Source organism: Shinella sp. 838 (assembly GCF_029623935.1).
Lineage (GTDB): Bacteria > Pseudomonadota > Alphaproteobacteria > Rhizobiales > Rhizobiaceae > Shinella.
Genome location: NZ_JARSBQ010000007.1, coordinates 182,308 through 201,721, shown reverse-complemented (window position 1 = coordinate 201,721; position 19,414 = coordinate 182,308). Strand labels below are relative to the sequence as shown.

Genomic DNA, 19,414 nt, shown 5'->3' with positions numbered 1-19,414 from the left:
AACCCATGTATCAGGTGTTCGAGTTCATCGACGGACAGTTCAAGCGCCCGTTGGAAATGTTTGTCTCCGAGGGGACGTCGAACATTGCCGAATGGGTGACCGGCCCGCTAACGGCAGCCGTGACGCTTTACGTCATTCTGTACGGTTATCTTGTGCTGCGCGGCTCCGTGCAGGAACCGGTTCTGGAATTTGCTTTCCGGGCGATCAAGCTCGCGATCATTGTCCTGCTCGTAAAAAACGGCGGCGAGTACCAGACCTATGTCACGAACGTCTTCTTCGATATCCTGCCGCGTGAGATCGCACAGGCTTTGAACACCGGCGCGACGCCCAGCGCCAGCACATTCGATAGTCTGCTCGACAAGGGCCAGGCTTCGGCAACCGACATCTGGTCACGCGCGTCATGGCCGGTCGACATCGTCACGGGTGTCGGCGGCATGATGGTGATCGGTGTCAGTTTTCTGGTCGCCGGTATCGGCTACGTCGTCTCGCTCTATGCTCGGCTGGCCCTTGCCATCGTGCTGGCCATCGGGCCGATTTTCATCGCACTGGCTATGTTCCAGTCGACGCGGCGCTTCACCGAGGCCTGGATTGGCCAGCTCGCCAACTTCGCGATCCTTCAGGTCCTCGTCGTGGCTGTCGGCGCGTTGCTGATCTCCTGCCTCGATTCCACCTTCACGGCGATCGATGCCTATACTGACGTCCTTATGCGGCCGATCGCACTTTGCGCCATCGGCATTGCTGCCCTGTATGTGTTCTACCAGCTGCCGACGATCGCTTCCGCGCTGGCGTCCGGCGGCGCGTCGCTGGCCTACGGCCACGGCGCCGCACGCGATGCGCATGAGGGCGTGCTCGCCAAGGGGACTCGCTCCGCAGGTCGGATGGTTGGCCGCGCCGCGCGCCTCGCCGGCAGTGCGTTCGGCTCGAGAAGCGTCGGTGCATGAGCGCCGCTCAATAATAAGAAAAGGCCCGTCCATATGATCAAGACCACCGTATTTCTTGCCACACTTGTTGCACTCGGAGGGTGCGCTTCGCTGACCTATTCGCTCCCCAAATGCGACGGCTATTCTCGCCGGCCGTTGAATCGGGCGATGTGGGAATGGGAAGGTGACAGCAAGTTGAAGTCACAGCAGTCGGATCGGCGACCGTCAACCTCGGCCACGCCTTATGCTGAGGAGGGCACGGAACCGACCGCATTCGCCCACCTTGATATCGACGGCTCCCAACGCCGTTGCGCGGGGTGACGGCATGGTTTCGACAGATAACCTCAAGAGCTACTTCGAAAAGGCCCGGCGGTTCGATCAGGATCGAATGATGCAGATCGAGCGGTCGAACCGGATCGCCTGGTCGATTGCCATCGCCGCCGGCGTCATCGCAGGCGTTTCCGTCTTCGCGGTCGCTGGCCTTACGCCGTTGAAGACTGTAGAGCCCTTCGTCGTGCGCGTTGATAATTCGACGGGCATCGTCGATGTGGTGTCGGCGCTGACTTCCACGGCCGGAACCTATGACGAGGCCGTGACCAAATATTTCGCGGCTAAATATGTTCGCGCGCGCGAAGGCTACGTCTGGAGCGAGGCAAAGGAGAACTTCCGCACGATCGCGCTGCTGTCAACGCAAGCCGAGCAGGCCCGGTTCTCCGCCATCTATCGCGGGAGCAATCCGGAATCCCCGCAGAACACGTACAGCCGCGCCGCAACGGCAAGGATCAACATCGCCTCGATCTCACTGATCAATCAAAACGTGATCTCGGTTCGCTACATGCGGACCGTCACCCGAGGAGACGAGGTTCGCACGTCCCATTGGGTCGCGACCCTCACCTATTCCTACGCCAATGTCCCGATGTCATCGACGGACCGGCTGGTGAACCCACTTGGTTTCGCGGTTAGCGAATACCGCGCCGATCCGGAGGCTATCAATTGAATTGCAAGATCATCGTCGCCGCGGCTCTCCTTATGGGGTCCGCCTCCACGTCTTTTGCACTCGATATCCCACGCGGCGCATCACAGGATAGTCGTGTCAGGTTCGTGAACTACCAGCCCTACAATATCATCAGGATTGTCGGCACACTGCGCTCCTCCGTGCAGGTCGAGTTCGCAGCCGATGAGGAGATCGCCCATGTTGCGCTCGGCAACAGCGTCGCCTGGGAGGTGGCGCCGGCCGGCAACATCCTGTTCCTGAAGCCACGCGAGCATCAGCCGGTCACGAACATTTCCGTGGTGACGACGCGCCGGGACGGCTCGACGCGCAGCTATCAGATGGAGCTCACGGTCCGCGACGGCTCCGTTGAGGTCGGGCAGAACACCTACTTCTATGTCAAGTTCCGCTATCCCGGTGACGAGGCCGAACAGCGCCGGCGGCAGGCCTCGGCCCGCGCGCTCGCGAACCAGGCGAAGGAAGCCGACAATGTGCTTGCGCTTCATGAAGCCTATGGGCCGCGCAACTGGCGCTATTCGGCACAGGGTGCCCAGGCCCTTGAACCGCAGAGCGTTTATGACAACGGCAAGGTCACGACCTTTGCTTTCGTCGGCAATCAGGAAATGCCCGCCATCTACATGGAAAACTCCGATGGCTCCGAGAGCCTGGTTCCGAAATCCGTCGATGGCAACCTTGTGATGGTGCACGCAATCAGCCGCAAGTTCATCCTGCGTCGGGGCAAGGACGTGCTGTGCGTCTTCAACGAGGCCTACGACCGCGTCGGCATCAATCCGGACACCAACACGACCTCGCCGTCGGTCGAACGCATCGTGAAGACCGATGGCGCCGATCAGTAGGGAAGGGGAGGCTATGGCCCAGGAAGATGAAACCCGCATTCCCGGTGAGCGGGCCGAAACGGTCACAGGCCGGCGCATCGACAACAGTCCCGTCCTGAAGCGAGGTGCGGTGGCGCTCGCGGTCGTGGCATTCGTCGGATTCGCCCTCTGGTCGACAACCGGGAAAAAGGCCAAAGACGACAGCGCACAGCCGGAACGCATTGTCATCCGTCAAACAACACCATTCGAGGCAGCGAAGGAGAAGGCCGAGCCGGAGCAGACGGTCCCGGAAGTGAAGCTCCCGACGCCGGTTGTGGAACCTGTTGCCGAGGCGAAGGATGAATTGCTCGACTCCGCCCGTCGCGCGCCGGTCATGGCCTTCAGCGGCAGCCAGAAGAATGCCACGCAACGCCGGGAGGGGGATAGCTCGGAGACGAGCGCGAACAGCAATTTCCTGCCCCTCGACGGCAACGTGATGAGCCAGAACCAAGAGAATAGCGATCAGCAGCGCTTCGACGGACTGCTGCGGCCGACGAAACTCGAAGGATCACGCGCTGGGACGCTTGGCAATCGTGACTTCATCGTCGCAATGGGGACGTCGATCCCCTGCGTGCTCGAAACCGCGCTCGCGTCTGACCAACCCGGATTCAGCAGCTGCGTGATCAATCGAGACGTTCTCTCTGACAACGGCAGGGTCGTCCTCATGGAGAAGGGCACCCAGGTCGTGGGTGAATATCGAGGCGGGCTGCAACGGGGGCAGAAGCGACTGTTCGTCCTATGGAACCGCGCCAAAACGCCGAAGGGGGTGATCGTCACGCTTGCGTCTCCCGCGACCGATGCGCTCGGCCGCGCCGGCATCGACGGCTATGTCGACACCCATTGGTGGGAACGGTTCGGCAGTGCCCTGCTTCTCTCCATCGTCGGCGATGCGACGAGCTACGCGAACAGCCGGGTTCAGGATAGTGACGTCGATGCGCAAAACACGACCAGCGCGGGGCAGCAGGCTGCCGCGATCGCCGTCGAGCAATCCATCAACATCGCGCCAACGCTGAACAAGCACCAGGGCGAGCTCGTCTCCATTTTTGTCGCTCGCGATCTCGACTTCTCCGGGATCTATCGCCTGCGTGTGACAGAGCCGAGGAACCGCATTCTCGATCGAGCGGTGCTGGGGAATTTCGCGCCCGACTCGAAGCTAGTAACGAAGTAGGCAGGGCGATGACGGAAGCTCAGGATGCGGCGGTTGTTCGTGAGTTGCTGAAACCGATTTCGGTGTTCCTGCAGGATACCTCACTCTATGAGGTGATCGTCAATCGGCCCGGGCAGGTGCTGACGGAAGGACCCGGTGGTTGGCGGACCCATGATCTTCAGGAGCTTACCTTCGACAAACTCATGCGCCTTGCCCGGGCCGTCGCCAGCTTTTCCCACCAGTCCATCGACGAACGCCGGCCGATCCTGTCCGCGACTCTTCCGGGAGATGAGCGCATCCAGATTGTCATCCCTCCTGCAACGTCGAAAGGCACGGTCAGCCTCACGATCCGCAAGCCGTCCTCCGTCGACTTTACACTCGACGATCTGGAGAAAAGACAATTCTTCGCAGGTACCCGAACCGCCGAGGGGGATGCGCCAAGTGACGATAGTGAATTGCGCAGTCTCTACCGCAATGGTCAGGTCAAGGAGTTCTTGCGACAGGCGGTGGTTTCCCGGAAGAACATCATAATTTCGGGAGCGACGGGATCCGCGAAGACAACGCTCTCTAAGGCCTTGATAAAACACATTCCGGACGATGAGCGGATCATTTCGATAGAGGACACGCCGGAACTCCTCATCCCACAACCCAATCATGTGCGACTGTTCTATTCGAAAGACCAACAAGGACTGTCCCATGCAGGGCCCAAAGAACTTTTGGAATCCAGCCTCCGCATGCGTCCCGACCGCATCCTCTTGCAGGAACTTCGCGACGGAACCGCCTTCTATTATGTTCGAAACGTCAACTCCGGCCATCCTGGTTCCATTACGACTGTCCATGCCGATTCCGTCGCGCTCGCCTTCGAACAGCTGACGCTCCTGATAAAAGAGTCAGATGCAGGTCGAGATATTGAGCGCACCGAAATCTTGAACTTGCTGAGAGCATCGATCGACGTCGTTGTTCAATGCAAGCGTCTTGGCGGGGCGTTCCGAGCCACCGAGCTATATTTTGGCAGCATGCTTTATTTGCAAGCATCACCAAGCTGATAGGTCTAGATGCATTACAGTTGCATTTTAGTGTTCAGATGCGCTCGTCGCGCGACCGCCTGATGAGCGCGTCTCCAGCATGACCATGCGATGACGTAGGCGGGGGGGTATACGACGCTGGGCGAGTCTGATGGCGATGCGCCGGACTTCCTGGATTGACCAGCGGATCAAATCCTGATGGTCGGCATCCGCAGTCTTTTTTGGGGCGTCACGTCATTGGTGCGGCATCGGATCACCGCCATTATGGCGAAGGCGAGCATGACGAGGGAGGCGTGATGATGCCAGCCGTGACATGACCGGGTTTCGTTGTGATCGGGGCCGAGCTCGTTCTTGGCGGTCTCGAAGCTGTCTTCGATCGCCCGGCGATGGCCTTTAACGGAAACGAGTGTCTGGATGCCGGTCCCGTCCAGGCACCAGGTGGTAATGAATGCGAGATCACCGTCGCTAGTATTGCGCCGGATCAGGAGCCCACGGGCCCAACGCCCCGATTTCGTCTCGGTATATTCGTCGGCATCGAGATCAGCGAGTTCGCAATAGGCCCAGTCATGAAGCCGCGCGCCTTTGGTGCCCTCACCGGCGGAGAGACGCTGCGATGCACTTGGATCGAGATCACGGGCGATCTCCTGCGCTGTGCCGGCCACCGGAGGCTTGCCCGACCAGGAGCCGAAATAGTGGTCCGATTTAACCCCAAGAACGTAGCTTTTGCAGGCTCGGCGCAGGGTCCCTTCGACGTCCCCGACGCCATACACCGCATCTTCGGCCACCCATGAAAACGGCACATCGGCTGCCATCGCACGCCGTATCATATCGACAGCCAGGCCTGGCTTGGTAGCGAAGGCTATAGCCTCAGGAACGTGAGTTGCTGCAAGCCTTGCCGGATCGCCAGTCCAGCTCTTGGGCAAGTACAGGGCTCGATCGATAAAGGCATGACCGCGAACGGACAAACAGGCGGCGAACGCTCCGATCTGGCAGTTCGTTATCTTGCCTGCCGAACCTGGATATTGACGTGCACCAACGCACGATGCCGCGAAGTGCGTCCGCGTCCCAACGCCCGCGACCCAGAACGGCTTATTTCCGCCATGGACCGGGATCACCGGCCGCCTCAGCGCGCATCCAACCTGTCTTACGCCGCTCGACACTCAGCAAACCGTCCAGGAAAAGGTTCGCAGATGCTGCAACTCGCTCCTACGTAAACAGTCCGCGCATACGAGCCTTCACGTCACGCAACAATGATGCCCAAAGCTCAAGCGTCGTCTCGATCGATGCACCTGCCATCCACGACCTCCGAATCATTGAGACCCATAGATTGAGACTATAGATAAATATGCAACTGCAATGCCGATGAGATCGCCCGCTCCGGTGCGGATGCGGTGACGTGTTTCTTCCTCGTGAACGAGCCGGATGCGGCGCGGGTCGCGGATCACCGTGCGCACCTGGCCGAGATCACCCGTATCTGCCGCCAGATTGGCTATCCGGTGATCGTCGAGGCGCTTGTGGTCGATGATCAGGGGCACACGGTTCGAAAGACGCGGGATATATTGCGCGCCGCGCGGCTTGCGGCCGAACTTGGCGTCAGCGTTCTGAAGATCGATTCCCCGCTGGAGATTGCTGATCTCGAAGTCGTCGTTGGATCGGTGAATGTACTGGTCTGCATCCGCGGCGGAACGCCGCGCGACAAGGAGGTTGATACCCTTGCCGATGTCGACGCCTATATGCAGGCCGGTGCAAGGGGCATCGTCTACGGGCGCGGCATCTTTCAGGCCGTGGATCCCGCGCACATCCTGTCGAACATCCATCGTGTGGTTCACGGCGGCATCGCCTGACACAGCCTCCCCGGACCATTCTGTCTAGGCGGTGATCGTCGCCCTGGCGGGATGGATCCGGGCGTTCGCTTTTTCCCGCCTATTCCGTCGTGCGTACAGTTTCCGGCTCGAAGTAGGATGAGAACCGACGGGAGAGCTCGCCGAGATCCAGCATGACCCGCCGCAGGTGGAGTTTCATCACCTCCTGGGCACGATCCATGTCGCCGCCCGTCACGGCCTCCAGCACATCCTGATGGTCCTGCACGAGCTGGTCGAGCTGTCCGGCCTGCACCGACAGGCGGCGGACGCGATCCATGTGCTTCTTCGCATCAGAAATGAACCCCCAGACGCCGTCGCGCCCGGCCAGGCTGCAGTAGAGCGCATGCATGCGCTCGTCGCATTCGAAGAACAGATCCGGATTGTCTTCCTGAATGGCAAGCTCCTGTTCCTCGATCGCCTGGCGGATGCCGAGCAGGATGCGCCGGTTCGATTGCCGGGCTGCTTCCGCCACGATCGCAAGTTCGAGCTGCTCGCGGACGAATTGCGCCGTCCGTACTGCGTCCATGCGGATCGGTGCGACCACGACGCCGGCCCGGGATCTGAGATCGACCAGTCCTTCCGCGGAAAGCCGGGACAGGGCCTCGCGGACGGGCGTCCGGCTGACGCCCAGCAACTCGGCCATCGCGTGTTCACCGATCGGCTCGTTCGGCTTCAGCTCCAGTCCGATGATCTTGCGCGAAAGCGTGCGGTAACAATGCTCCGCCGCCGAGATTTTCGTATCACGCGCCATGGGTGAAAGGCCTTTTGTTTTTTTGCATGCAACTCTCCCTTGATTGCAGGATAGCCTGAAAAATAATCATTTTCTACTCATCCAAACGTCGAAGCTTGACCAGGTTTAGAATCTTGCATACAAGAATGCAAAGACATCTGGGAGGATATCGATGACAATTCGTGACAGGCTGCGGCCCGCTGCTTTGCGGGTCATTGCATCGACCGCGCTGGCGGTCTTCATGGCGGGAGCGGCGAGTGCCGAGGAGGTGACGATCGGCGCGCTCTATCTCGATGCGCAAGGTTTCTATGGCGGCATCAAGAAGGGCATCGAAGCGGGCGCCGGCGATGAGAGCGTGCGTCTGCTTGGCCAGAATTCCCAAGGGGATGCGGCCAAGGAGGCACAGTTCGCTTCCACGCTGATCGCCTCGAAGGTCAAGGCCATCATCATGTCTCCGGTGTCGGCCACGGCCTCCGTGCCTGTCGTGAAACAAGCGGCGGAGGCCGGTATTCCGGTGATCTGCTACAATACCTGCGTGAACGACGAGGATGCGAAGAAGTATGTCAAGGCGCTGGTGACGACCGACCAGTACAAGCTCGGTTATGATGTCGGCCTCGTCGCCGGCGACTATTTCAAGGGCAAGGGCGTCGACAAGCCGCGCTTCGGCATCCTGAACTGCGACGTCTACGAGGCCTGCGTTCAGCGCAAGGCCGGCTTCAAGAAGGCGGTCGAGGAGAAGGTGCCGGGTGTCGAATGGGCGGCCGACCAGGCGGGCTTCGAACCAGGCAAGTCGACCGAGACGGCGACGACCATGTTGACCGGCGACACGGCGATCAATGCCATGTTTGCGACCACTGACAACGGCACGATCGGCGCCATCCAGGGCATCATGGCCTCCGGCCGCCAGGGGCAGGCCGTGGTGTTCGGCAACGATATCAGCGTCCAGCTCGCGCAGTATCTCGTCAACGCTCCTGAAACACTGATTGCCACCAATGGCCAGCAGCCGCAGCAGATGGGCAAGGATTCCGTGCTCATGGCGCTGAAGGCCATCAAGGGCGAGGCGATCGACACCTATCTCACCATCGTGCCGACGGAGATGTTCCTGTCCGCCGATCCGGACAAGGTGAAAGCCTGGCTGGAAGCGCGGCCCGACGGCATCCCCTGAAACCAGCCGGTTTCCTCCCGGGAGGGGCGCGGCTTGCTGCGGCCTTCCCTTTTCATCAACGCAGTCAGTGGCATTGTCCCCATGGTCGAACCGCTTGTTCATATGCGCGGCATATCCAAGGCGTATCCCGGCGTCGTTGCCTTGCGGGATGTGGACTTTGCCATGGCGCGTGGCGAGGTCCGCGCCCTGCTCGGCAAGAACGGGGCGGGCAAATCGACACTCGTGAAGATCCTGGCGGGTGTCGAGCGACCGGACGAGGGGGCGATTGTGATGGACGGCAAGGCCGTTGTGCTGCGGACGCCGATGGACGGTATCCGGGCCGGCATCGCCACCGTGCATCAGGAATTGAGCGTGGTGCCTGAGCTTTCCATCGCGGAAAACGTCTTTCTCGGCCGGTGGCCCAAGCAGGGCGGGCGCATCGATTGGCGCCGGATGCAGCGCGAGGCGCATGATGCGCTGGCGGTGCTTGGCCTCTATCTCGATCCACGCCAGCCGGTTGCCCGCCTATCCGTTGCAGAGCGCCAGCTCGTCGAGATCGCGCGCGCCCTCAGCCAGGGGGCCCGGCTGCTCATCCTCGATGAGCCGACCAGTTCGCTCGTCGCCCAGGAGGCGGAGACGCTGATCCGCGTCGTGCGGCAGCTTGCCGAACAGGGCACGAGCATCGTCTACATCTCTCATCGGATGGATGAGATCCGCAAGGTGGCGCAGTCCGTCACCATCATGCGCGATGGCCGCCATATCGCGACCGCGCCGGTCGCCGATGTTTCGAACCGTCAGATCGTCGAAATGCTGCTGGGTGGCGCGCAGGGCGAGGGCGGAGCTCCGCGCCTCGCCGGCGCGTCTGGTGTACGCCGCCCGCTGCTCGCCATCCAGGGCCTCCACGTCGCACCGCGCATCCAGGATGCAAGCTTCGAGATCCGGGCGGGCGAAGTGCTCGGCATTGCCGGTGTGCTTGGCTCCGGCCGCACGGAGCTGTTGCAGGCGATTGCGGGGCTGCGCGCCACCCAGGGTGGCTCCATGACGCTTGATGGCAGCGCCTTCCGGCCTGCAAGCCTGCGCGAGGCGCGGGCGAATGGCATCTTCATGACGCCGGAGGATCGCCGCGGCGAGGGGGCGGTGATGATGCTCGGCATCGACGAGAACCTCGTCATGGCGAGCTGGCGGTCGGTCTCGCGCGGCGGCGTGATCGACCGCGTCGCGATGCGCGCGAAGGTCGCCGCGTCGATCCGCGCGCTTGGTATCAAACTGGCGCACCCCGGTGAACCGCTCGGCAATCTCAGCGGTGGCAACCAGCAGAAGGTCGTCATCGGCAAGGCGCTGAATGCCGCACCGCGCATCCTGCTGCTCGATGAGCCGACGCGCGGCGTCGATATCGGCGCCAAGCGGCAGATCTACCAGTTGATGCGGGACGCTGCCGCGGATGGCCTCGCGGTGGTCTTCGTCTCCGGCGAGATCGAGGAGTTCTGCGAGGTCTGCGACCGTGTCCTCATCCTGCGGGGCGGCAGCATCACGGGAGCGGTGGAGGGGCCGGCGATCCGCACGGAGACGCTGACCGAACTGACGACGGGCGAACAGGGAGTGCATTGAAAATGGCCCATACTCAATCCGAACTCTACCAGAAGTTCGACCTGCGCCACTTCCTGAGCGGGCGCGCCAACGAGATCGGCCTGCTCGTCGCCATCCTCGTGCTCTATGCTTTTCTTACGGCTTTTGCCTCGAATTTCATGACGCTGCCCAACCAGCTCAACATCCTGCGCGATGCCGCCTTCGTCGGTATCATCGCCTGGGGCATGACACTGGTGCTGATCAGCGGCGAGATCGACATTTCCGTCGGTCCGCACGTCGCGTTTGCCGGCGTGCTTCTCGCCTCGCTGGCGCAATCCGGCGTGCCGCTTGCGGTCGCAGCGCTGGTGGTCATCGTGCTCGGCGCGCTGATCGGCTGCTTCACCGGCGTGCTGCGCGCCTTTCTGGACGTGCCGAGCTTCATCGTCACGCTGGCACTGTGGCTGGGCTTGCGCGGCACCGCGCAGGTCATGTCGGATGCCGTGCCGATCGTCATCATGGATTTCAGCTTCCAGCGCCTCGGCGCGGGCTGGCTTCTCGGCATCCCGACGCCGGCGGTTATCATGCTCGTCCTCTTTGCTGTCTTCAGCTTCGTGGCGACGCGCACCGTCTTCGGCCGCAGCGTCTATGCGGTCGGCGGCAATGCGGAGGCCGCGCGTCTTTCCGCCATTCCCGTGGCGCGGGTGCGCATCCTCGTCTTCGCCATTACCGGCGCGCTGGCCGCGCTGACGGGAATCCTGATGGCGAGCCGCCTCGGCTCCGGCAACAGCGGCGCCGCCTCCGGCCTGGAATTCGACATCATCGCGGCTGTCGTGGTGGGCGGAACCAGCCTCTTCGGCGGACGTGGCACCATGCTCGGCACGCTGCTCGGCGTCATCTTCATCGCCGCCCTTGTGAACGGCCTCGTCCTGATGGGTGTCGACCCTTTCGCACAGGGCATCGTGCGCGGCGTGGTCATCCTCGTTGCCGTCATGGTCAACATCATCAGCATCAAGCGTATGCGGGGACGGGCATGAACGCGATCTTAACGCGACCAAACCGTGCGGCCGTCCTCCTGTCGCCCAACCACGTCGAGTTGCAGGATTGGCCAGAGCCGGCGGCAGGGCCGAACGACGTCGTGGTGGAGATCTCAGCCGTCGGCGTGTGCGGGTCGGATGTGCACTATTTCCGCCACGGGCGTATCGGCAACCTCGTCTGCGATCGGCCGATCGTGCTTGGACATGAGGCTGCTGGCACGGTCGTTGCGACAGGTAGCGCGGTCACGCATCTTGCGCCCGGCGATCGCGTGACGCTCGAGCCGCAACGGCCGTGCGGCCATTGCGAACAGTGCTGGTCCGGCGCCTACAATCTCTGCCGCGACGTGGTCTTCATGGCGACGCCACCCTATCACGGTGCCTTTGCGCGGCGGGTCGTCAATCCGGCCGATTTCACCTTTGCCATTCCCGACAGCCTGTCCTTCGAGGAAGCGGCGCTGATCGAGCCGCTGGCGGTCGGGCTATGGGCGACGGAACGGCTCGACCTCAAGCCGGGCAGCTCGGTCCTGATCATCGGCGCCGGGCCGATCGGCCTGCTGGCGGGGCAGGCGGCGGCCGCGCGCGGAGCGACGCGCATCGTCCTTTCCGATATCAATCCGGCGCGTATCGGCCTTGTCTCGCGTTTCCCGCGCTTTACCGCACATGATGCGGCTGCTGATCCGGCCTATGAGACGATCGCCGAAGTCGATGCCGTGATCGAATGCAGCGGGGCGCCGACGGCGGTGACGCGCGCCTTGCCGCGCATCCGTCCACGCGGCGGGCTTGCACTGGTCGGCATCAATCCAACGGGTGTCGCCTCGGTGGATTTCTGGCCTGCCATGGAGCGGGAGCTCTCGATCCATGGCGTCTTCCGCTATGCCGGCATGTATCCGAGAGCGATCGCCCTTGCTTCAAGCGGCCTCGTGGATCTGAAATCCGTCATCACGGACCGTTTTGGCCTGGAGGAGACCGCGGCGGCGCTGGCCAAGGCGAGCGATGATCCATCGTCGATCAAATCGGTGGTGCTGCCATGAAGACCTCGGCTTGCCTGCTTCTCGATGCAAAAGATATCGTCGGCGAGAGCATCATCTGGTCGGGCGAGGAGAATGCCCTCTATTGGGTCGATATCGTCGGCCGGCGCATCCATCGGCTCGAACCGGCAAGCGGCCGCCATGATGTCTGGCCGACACCCGATTTCGTGACCTCCATCGGTATGCGGGCGGATGGCGGTTTCATCGTCGGCCTTCGCCGCTCGGTTTGCCTTTGGCAGCCCGGTGGCGCTTTCGAAGAGTTCGCGGTGCCCGAGCCGGATCTGCCGGACAACCGCCTCAACGAGGGGCGTGTCGCGCCGGATGGCGCCTTCTGGGTGTCGACCATGCAGAGCAACCTCCACCCCGACGGTTCGCTCAAGAATATGGACCGCAATGCCGGTGCTATTTACCGCATCGATGTCGGCGGCCATGTCGCGCAGCTGACACCGAACGAATACGGCATCACCAACACGATGGCCTGGACACAGGATAGCCGCTTCTTCTTCGCCGATACGTTGGCGAACGAGATCTACCTCTTCGATTGTGACGTCGCGACGGGGACCCTCACCAACCGGCGAACCCTTGCAGCCGGATTTTCGCGCGGTTTTCCGGATGGGTCCTGCCTGGATGCCGAGGACCGGCTGTGGAACTGCCGCGTTGCAGGCGGTGCGGCGGTCGCCGGTTTCGACGGGCAAGGCGGCCTCGTCGGTCTCGTGGGGCTGCCCGCGGGTTGGCCGACGAGCTGCACCTTCGGTTGTCAGGACCTATCCACCCTCTATGTCACCTCGGCGCGTTTTACCATGTCGGCCGACCATCTCGAGGCGCATCCGCTGGAAGGTGGGCTTTTCGCCGTCGAGGGTGTCGGCCGCGGCCTCGCCGAGCCGAAATTCGGGGCGCCTGCCCAAAACCCGTCCGTTGCGGAGAAAGCATGATGAGTGAATTTGACGGCAAGAGCATCGTCGTGACCGGTGGTAGCCTCGGCATGGGGCTCGCATGCGCCCATCGTTTCGCGGCAGGCGGCGGCAAGGTGCTGATCGTCGCGAACGACAAGGCCTCGGTCGACGAGGCCGTGGCGGCGATCGGCGACAGGGCCGCGGGTTTCGTCGGCGATGTGCGCAGCAAGGATGCCATGGCGGCAGCGATCGCGACTGCGGTCGCGCGTCACGGCGGCGTCGACGTACTTGCCTGCTGCGCCGGCATCCAGCGCTACGGCACGGTGGTCGATACGCCCGAGGACGTTTGGGATGACGTGCTCGACATCAACCTCAAGGGTATCTTCCTTGCTGCGAAGTTCGCCATTCCCGAAATGCAGAAGCGCGGCGGCGGGGCGATCGTCGTCATCTCCTCGGTGCAGGCCTATGCCTCGCAGGCGGGCGTCGCCGCCTATACGGCGAGCAAGGGTGCCATCAACGCGCTGGTGCGCGCCATGGCGCTCGACCATGCCCCTGACAACATCACGGTGAACGCCGTCTGCCCCGCCTCGATCGACACGCCGATGCTGCGCTGGGCAGCGGACATCTGGAAGGGCGACGGCACGGCCGAGGCGACGCTCGACGCCTGGGGGCGGGGCCACCCGCTCGGCCGTGTTGGAAAACCGGCCGAGGTCGCCGATCTCGTCGCCTTCCTTGCCAGCGACAAGGCCCGCTTCATCACCGGCGCCGACGTCAAGATCGACGGCGGGGTGCTTTCGAAACTCGGCATCATCATTCCAGACTGATCGGAGGCTCCCCCATGAAACCGTTTCCCGATTTCCGCTCGAAGACGTTCCTCCTCGCCCACATGCGCGAGATCATGGATTTCTACCATCCGATATGCCTGAACAGGGAGGACGGCGGTTACTACAACGAATATCGCGACGACGGTTTCATCACCGATCGCAAGACGCAGCACCTCGTCTCCACCACGCGCTTCATCTTCAACTATGCGACGGCCGCCGTGCTCTTCCAGCGGCCGGATTTCGCCGAGGCTGCCGCTCATGGCATCAAATATCTCGACGAGGTGCATCGCGACCCCGACCACGGCGGCTATTTCTGGTTGATGCATGGCCGCGAGGCCGTCGACACGACCAAACATTGTTATGGCCACGCCTTTGTGCTGCTTGCCTATGCGGCGGCGGCGAAAGCGGGCGTTGCAGGCATGGCGGAGAAGGTCTCGCAGACCTGGGATCTTCTCGAACGCCGCTTCTGGGAAGCGGACCGCGAACTCTACAGGGACGAGATCGGCCGCGACTGGCAGCGGGTTTCGTCCTATCGCGGCCAGAACGCCAACATGCACATGACCGAGGCGATGCTGGCGGCGTACGAGGCGACGGGCGAGACCCGCTATCTCGACCGTGCCGAGACGCTCGCCCGTCGCATCTGCGTCGAGCTTGCCGCGGGTGCGCAGGGTGTCGTCTGGGAGCACTATCGCCAGGACTGGTCGATCGACTGGGACTACAACAAGGACGATCCTAAGCACCTGTTCCGTCCCTACGGCTACCTGCCCGGCCATATGACGGAATGGACCAAGCTGCTCCTGATCCTCGAACGGTATCGCCCGCGGGACTGGATCCTGCCCAAGGCCATCCTGCTCTACGAGACGGCGCTGGCCAAAAGCGCTGACCTTGAATTCGGCGGCATGCACTACAGCTACGGCCCGGATGGCAAGCTCTACGATCTCGACAAGTACCATTGGGTTCATTGCGAGACAGTGGCCGCCGCCGCGGGCCTTGCCGCGCGCACCGGCGCGGAGCGCTACTGGCAGGACTACGAACGCCTCTGGCGCTATAGCTGGCGGCACCTCGTCGATCACGCTTACGGCTGCTGGTTCCGCATCCTTTCGCCCGAAGGCGAGAGGCAGAGCGATATCAAGAGCCCGCCGGGCAAGACTGACTACCACCCTTTCGGCGCGTGCTACGAAATTCTTCGCGTGCTGGGGGAGGCGAAGTAGCGCCCGATTGGAAAACGGCCAGCCGCGCCACGCGCTCCGCGGCTCGCATCTCGATAGAGAGCGCAAGCGAAGATCATGGGAGGGAATGACATGCTGAAGACATCGCTGGCCGCATTGGCTCTGGGTGCTGCGCTGACCACAGCCGGCGGAGCTGTGGCTCAGGAGAAGCCGAAATTCGTCTATCTGACACAGACCGGCATCGACAACAGCTTCTGGCAGTCGATCAAGAAGGGCATGGACGATGCCTGTGCGCAGTTCGAGGCGGATTGCCAACTTATTTTCACCACGCCGAACGGCGACCTGCAAAAACACCTGCAGAACCTCGACACCGTCGTCGAACAGGGTGTCGACGGCATCGTCACCGTGATCGTCAACGACGACCTCTACGACGAGACGATCAAGAAGGCGGTCGACAAGGGGATTCCCGTCATCACGGCCAATGTCGATGACAGCCAGGGCGCCGCCGGCAATGCACGCAACGCTTTCGTGGGGCAGGATCTTTTCGAGGCGGGCTACGTGCTGATGAAGGGGCTCCACGCGAAGATACCGGCAGACCAGCCCATCCACGCGCTGCTCGGCCTGTCGCGGCCCGGTGAAAGCTGGGCGGAAGCACGTATCGGCGGTGCCAAGAAATTCCTGGACGAGGCCAAGGCCGCCGAGCCGAACCGGCAGATCAGCTATGAGGTGATCGACAGCTCCAACGACATCTCGGTCACCGCATCCCGCATCTGCCAATATGTCCAGGGCAAGCCGGAGACCAATGCCTATGTCGATGCCGGCTTCTGGGGCGCGGGTGCCGGCGAATGCCTGCGTGACCTCGGCATCAAGCCCGGCCAGCTGCACATGGCGACCTTCGATCTGGTGCCCGTCGTGCTTGATGAGATGAAGAAGGGCTATGTCGACATCACCATCGACCAGCAACCCTACTACCAGGGTTACCTGCCGATCCTCCAGCTCGCGATGATGAAGAAGTTCGGCCTCAGCGCCTTCGACGTCAATACGGGCAAGGCGGTGGTCGAGCCGAAGGATCTGGAGCAGGTCGAAAAGTTCATGTCGATGGGTGTCCGCTAAGCCCGCCGTTTCCCAGCCCTTCCGCCAAGGCGCGGGAGGGCCCTTCAAAGGCCTGACACGATGAAACCCAATATCCGCAGCCTGATGGCGCGGCCGGAAATGGCAGCGCTGCTGATCTTCCTCGCCCTGTTCGTGACCTTCAGCATCATCAACGACCGGTTTCTCACGACCGGCAACATGACCGTCTACTTGCAGCCGATCCCCGAGCTGGCGGTTGTCGCGATGGGCATCACGATCCTGATCATTGCCGGGGAGTTCGACCTCTCCGTTGGCTCGGTCTTCGGCCTGTCGCCGATGGTGACGGTGCTCCTGATGCAGGCCGGTTGGCCGACGGCGGCGGCCATCCTGATCGGCCTTGCGCTGGCGGCGTTGATCGGCCTTGCCAACGGCCTGATCACGCTAAAGCTCAAGATTCCCTCCTTCATCGCGACGCTCGGCATGCTGTTCATGGCCCGCAGTCTTGCCATCGTGCTGGCTGGCGGTTTCCCGCCGGTGTTCCCGCGCGAACTCGACGTGTCCTGGCTTGTCGGGCGGCTCGGCCTCGGGCTTGTCACGCCACGCGTCTCGCTGCTCTACATGATCGCCATTGCGCTTGTTCTCGGCTTCGTGCTGCGCCGCATGGATTTCGGCCACTGGATCTTTGCGACCGGCGGCCATCCGCAGGCGGCGCGCGACATGGGCATCAAGACCGAGCGGGTGAAGATGGCATGCTTCATGCTCTGCGCCACGCTCGCCGGCCTTGCCGGCATCATCCAGAGTTTTCGCGTCAAGGTGATCGTGCCGAACCTCGGTACGGGCCTTGAAATGCAGGCGATCGCCGCGGCCGTCATCGGCGGCGTGGCGCTGACCGGCGGGGTCGGCTCCATTCTCGGCGCGGTTGTCGGCACGCTGCTCATCGCCATGATCGAGAACATCCTCATCCTCAGCGGCGTCAATGCCAACTGGTTCATGTTTGCCGTCGGCGCCATGATCGTGGTGGCGGTCGTCCTCAACACGCAGACCCGGCTGAAAGCCGAAGGCATGAAGGGGTAAGGCCATGAGCACTGCCGTCAATCCGGCCGAAGAGCCGATCATCAAATGCGTCGGCCTGCAAAAGTGGTACGGCGCCGTGCACGCCCTGAAGAACGTCGATTTCCATGCCGCGCGCGGCGAGGTGATCGGTCTCGTTGGAGACAACGGTGCCGGCAAGTCCACGCTGATCAAGATCCTGTCGGGCGTGCACACGCAGGACAAGGGCGACATCTTCATCGAGGGCCGCAGCGCCTCCATCACCGGCCCGGAAGTGGCGATGGGGCTCGGCATCGAGACTATCTACCAGTACACGGCCATGGTGCCGGAAATGTCGATCGCCCAGAACTTCTTCATCGGGCGCGAACCGTTGAAATTCGGGCGGCCCGGCCTCGGCATCGTCGACCGGGAGAAGATGGCGCGGGAAGCCATGGAAGGCCTGCGCGGTGTCGGCCTGCACCTGCGCGGTGCCGACACGCCGGTCAAGGCGCTGTCGGGCGGCCAGCGCCAGGGGGTAGCGATTGCGCGCGCCATGCATTTCCGTTCGAAAGTGCTGATCCTTGACGAGCCGACCAACCACCTTTCGGTCAAGGAGACCAACAAGGTGCTGGACCATGTCGTGGAACTGAAGGGCCTCGGCGTAACATCGATCTTCATCAGCCACAACCTGCATCACATCCACCCGATTTCCGACCGCATCGTCGCGATGGCGCGGGGCGAGAAGATCGCCGATCTGCCGGCCAGGGATATCAGCGTGGACGAGATGACCCGGATGATCAGCTAGCCGGGCATTTGGCCCGGCCATTTGTAACAGACAGACCGCATTGGAGCCTTCCATGAAGCGACCAAAAATCACCGATATCCGCGCCACGACCGTCACTGTTCCGCTGGAAGCGCCGCTGCGCCATTCCAACGGGGCGCATTGGGGGCGCTTTGTGCGCACCATCGTCGAGGTGGAGACCGATGTGGGCATCGTCGGCCTCGGAGAGATGGGCGGGGGCGGGGAGAGCGCGGAGGCGGCCTTTCGGGCACTCAAATCCTATCTCGTTGGGCATGATCCGTTCGAGCTGGAAAATCTCCGCTTCATGATCTGCAATCCGACCGCCAGCCTCTACAACAACCGCACGCAGATGCATGCGGCCATCGAATTCGCCTGTTTCGACATCATGGGCAAATTCCTTGGCGTGCCGGTCTATGACCTGCTCGGCGGCAAGATGCGCGAGAGGGTGCCTTTCGCCAGCTACATGTTCTTCCGCCTGCCCAACAAGGAGACCGGTGAGGGCGAGACACGCACTGCCGACCAGCTCATCGAGCAGACGCTGGCTCTCAAGGAAAAATGTGGCTTCACCTCGCACAAATTGAAGAGCGGTGTCTTCCCACCTGGCTACGAGCTGGAGGTTTATCGCGCCTGGGCAAAGGCGCTTGGGCCGGACAGCGTGCGCTACGATCCCAATGCCGCTTTCAGCGTGGAGGAGGCGATCCGCTTCGCCAAGGGTATCGAGGATCTCAACAACGACTACTACGAGGATCCGACCTGGGGCCTTAACGGTATGCGCCGCGTGCGCGAAAACACGACGATGCCGCTTGCCACCAACACGGTCGTCGTCAATTTCGAGCAGCTCGCCGCCAACATCCTCAATCCGGCGGTCGATGTCATCCTGCTCGACACGACCTTCTGGGGTGGCATCCGGCCCTGTGTGAAGGCTGCGGGCGTCTGCGAAACCTTCCAGCTCGGTATCGCCGTGCATTCTTCGGGCGAACTCGGTATCCAGCTTGCCACCATGCTGCATCTCGGCGCGGTCGTGCCGAACCTCGTCTTCCATGCGGATGCGCATTATCACCAGCTCGTGGACGACATCATCGTCGGTGGGCCGATGCGCTATGAGAACGGCGCGATCAAGGTGCCGTCGGCGCCGGGGCTCGGCGTGGAGATCGACCGCGACAAGCTCGGCAAGTATGCCGACCTCTACAAGACGCTGGGCGGCTACCCCTATGATCGCGATCCCTCGCGCGAGGGCTGGTTCTCCGTCGTGCCGAACACGCGCTGGGCTGATCCGAACGACGGTCGGGTCGTCGATTATTGAC

The 19,414-nt window shown here is 62.5% G+C and carries 20 protein-coding genes and 1 pseudogene; 18 read left to right on the top strand and 3 right to left on the bottom strand.

Going from position 1 to position 19,414, the window contains the following annotated elements; translation table 11 throughout:
* Nucleotides 1-5: 5 nt before the first annotated feature.
* The 6 genes from P9A16_RS21075 to virB11 are packed head-to-tail and all read left to right on the top strand — an operon-like array spanning nucleotide 6 to nucleotide 4,979.
* Nucleotides 6-941, top strand: a complete 936-nt coding sequence (locus P9A16_RS21075; protein ID WP_024270322.1) for a type IV secretion system protein — start codon at nucleotides 6-8, stop codon at nucleotides 939-941.
* Nucleotides 942-974: 33 nt separating this feature from the next.
* Complete coding sequence (locus tag P9A16_RS21070) at nucleotides 975-1,241, top strand: hypothetical protein (protein ID WP_024270323.1); 267 nt, start codon at nucleotides 975-977, stop codon at nucleotides 1,239-1,241.
* 4 nt (nucleotides 1,242-1,245) lie between these two features.
* Nucleotides 1,246-1,917: a virB8 family protein gene (locus tag P9A16_RS21065; RefSeq protein ID WP_037406291.1), complete on the top strand. Its 672-nt coding sequence runs from the start codon at nucleotides 1,246-1,248 to the stop codon at nucleotides 1,915-1,917.
* Nucleotides 1,918-1,925: 8 nt separating this feature from the next.
* Nucleotides 1,926-2,768 (top strand): P-type conjugative transfer protein VirB9, encoded by an 843-nt coding sequence (gene virB9, locus P9A16_RS21060; protein WP_037406294.1) that lies wholly within the window; start codon nucleotides 1,926-1,928, stop codon nucleotides 2,766-2,768.
* A gap of 13 nt (nucleotides 2,769-2,781) precedes the next feature.
* Nucleotides 2,782-3,954 carry a type IV secretion system protein VirB10 gene (virB10, locus tag P9A16_RS21055; protein WP_023517244.1) on the top strand — a complete coding sequence of 391 codons (1,173 nt, stop codon included), beginning with the start codon at nucleotides 2,782-2,784 and terminating at the stop codon, nucleotides 3,952-3,954.
* Nucleotides 3,955-3,962: 8 nt separating this feature from the next.
* Nucleotides 3,963-4,979 (top strand): P-type DNA transfer ATPase VirB11, encoded by a 1,017-nt coding sequence (virB11, locus tag P9A16_RS21050; RefSeq protein WP_024270326.1) that lies wholly within the window; start codon nucleotides 3,963-3,965, stop codon nucleotides 4,977-4,979.
* Between the two features lie 167 nt (nucleotides 4,980-5,146).
* Here virB11 and P9A16_RS21045 read toward each other — a convergent pair whose 3' ends face one another.
* On the bottom strand, nucleotides 5,147-6,073 hold the full coding sequence (locus P9A16_RS21045) for an IS701 family transposase (RefSeq protein ID WP_278025925.1): 927 nt from the start codon (nucleotides 6,071-6,073) through the stop codon (nucleotides 5,147-5,149).
* A pseudogene (locus tag P9A16_RS35790) lies at nucleotides 6,051-6,272 on the bottom strand (IS701 family transposase); the annotation flags it as partial. The pseudogene P9A16_RS35790 and the gene P9A16_RS21045, both read right to left, overlap by 23 nt.
* Before the next feature lie 29 nt (nucleotides 6,273-6,301).
* On the opposite strand from P9A16_RS35790, the gene P9A16_RS21040 reads away from it, so the two are divergent.
* On the top strand, nucleotides 6,302-6,802 hold the full coding sequence (locus P9A16_RS21040) for a hypothetical protein (RefSeq protein ID WP_081870551.1): 501 nt from the start codon (nucleotides 6,302-6,304) through the stop codon (nucleotides 6,800-6,802).
* A 79-nt stretch (nucleotides 6,803-6,881) separates the two neighbouring features.
* Here the strand turns inward: P9A16_RS21040 and P9A16_RS21035 are convergent, their stop codons facing one another.
* On the bottom strand, nucleotides 6,882-7,571 hold the full coding sequence (locus P9A16_RS21035) for a GntR family transcriptional regulator (protein WP_024270329.1): 690 nt from the start codon (nucleotides 7,569-7,571) through the stop codon (nucleotides 6,882-6,884).
* Between the two features lie 151 nt (nucleotides 7,572-7,722).
* On the opposite strand from P9A16_RS21035, the gene P9A16_RS21030 reads away from it, so the two are divergent.
* The 11 genes from P9A16_RS21030 to P9A16_RS20980 all read left to right on the top strand — a co-directional run bounded on the left by P9A16_RS21030 (nucleotide 7,723) and on the right by P9A16_RS20980 (nucleotide 19,413).
* On the top strand, nucleotides 7,723-8,715 hold the full coding sequence (locus tag P9A16_RS21030; protein WP_023515652.1) for a substrate-binding domain-containing protein: 993 nt from the start codon (nucleotides 7,723-7,725) through the stop codon (nucleotides 8,713-8,715).
* An 81-nt stretch (nucleotides 8,716-8,796) separates the two neighbouring features.
* Nucleotides 8,797-10,302 (top strand): sugar ABC transporter ATP-binding protein, encoded by a 1,506-nt coding sequence (locus P9A16_RS21025; RefSeq protein ID WP_063832201.1) that lies wholly within the window; start codon nucleotides 8,797-8,799, stop codon nucleotides 10,300-10,302.
* Between the two features lie 2 nt (nucleotides 10,303-10,304).
* Entirely contained in the window at nucleotides 10,305-11,294 is a 990-nt protein-coding gene (locus tag P9A16_RS21020) for an ABC transporter permease (RefSeq protein WP_023515650.1), read from the top strand.
* The gene (locus P9A16_RS21015) at nucleotides 11,291-12,325 is read left to right on the top strand and encodes an NAD(P)-dependent alcohol dehydrogenase (RefSeq protein ID WP_024270330.1); all 1,035 of its coding nucleotides are present in this window, start codon (nucleotides 11,291-11,293) and stop codon (nucleotides 12,323-12,325) included. Before P9A16_RS21020 ends, P9A16_RS21015 begins: the two co-directional genes overlap by 4 nt.
* Nucleotides 12,322-13,254, top strand: coding sequence for an SMP-30/gluconolactonase/LRE family protein (locus tag P9A16_RS21010; protein WP_023514595.1), 933 nt, complete (start codon nucleotides 12,322-12,324; stop codon nucleotides 13,252-13,254). The genes P9A16_RS21015 and P9A16_RS21010 overlap by 4 nt, the downstream gene beginning before the upstream one ends.
* A complete protein-coding gene (locus tag P9A16_RS21005; protein WP_051758615.1) occupies nucleotides 13,254-14,039 on the top strand; it encodes an SDR family NAD(P)-dependent oxidoreductase in 786 nt (261 codons plus the stop codon). The genes P9A16_RS21010 and P9A16_RS21005 overlap by 1 nt, the downstream gene beginning before the upstream one ends.
* A gap of 14 nt (nucleotides 14,040-14,053) precedes the next feature.
* The gene (locus tag P9A16_RS21000) at nucleotides 14,054-15,250 is read left to right on the top strand and encodes an AGE family epimerase/isomerase (RefSeq protein ID WP_024270331.1); all 1,197 of its coding nucleotides are present in this window, start codon (nucleotides 14,054-14,056) and stop codon (nucleotides 15,248-15,250) included.
* Between the two features lie 90 nt (nucleotides 15,251-15,340).
* A complete protein-coding gene (locus P9A16_RS20995; RefSeq protein ID WP_024270332.1) occupies nucleotides 15,341-16,321 on the top strand; it encodes a sugar ABC transporter substrate-binding protein in 981 nt (326 codons plus the stop codon).
* Nucleotides 16,322-16,381: 60 nt separating this feature from the next.
* Nucleotides 16,382-17,353, top strand: coding sequence for an ABC transporter permease (locus tag P9A16_RS20990; protein ID WP_023514753.1), 972 nt, complete (start codon nucleotides 16,382-16,384; stop codon nucleotides 17,351-17,353).
* A 4-nt stretch (nucleotides 17,354-17,357) separates the two neighbouring features.
* Complete coding sequence (locus P9A16_RS20985) at nucleotides 17,358-18,113, top strand: ATP-binding cassette domain-containing protein (protein WP_023514752.1); 756 nt, start codon at nucleotides 17,358-17,360, stop codon at nucleotides 18,111-18,113.
* A gap of 52 nt (nucleotides 18,114-18,165) precedes the next feature.
* Nucleotides 18,166-19,413, top strand: a complete 1,248-nt coding sequence (locus tag P9A16_RS20980; protein WP_023514751.1) for an enolase C-terminal domain-like protein — start codon at nucleotides 18,166-18,168, stop codon at nucleotides 19,411-19,413.
* Nucleotide 19,414 lies beyond the last annotated feature (1 nt).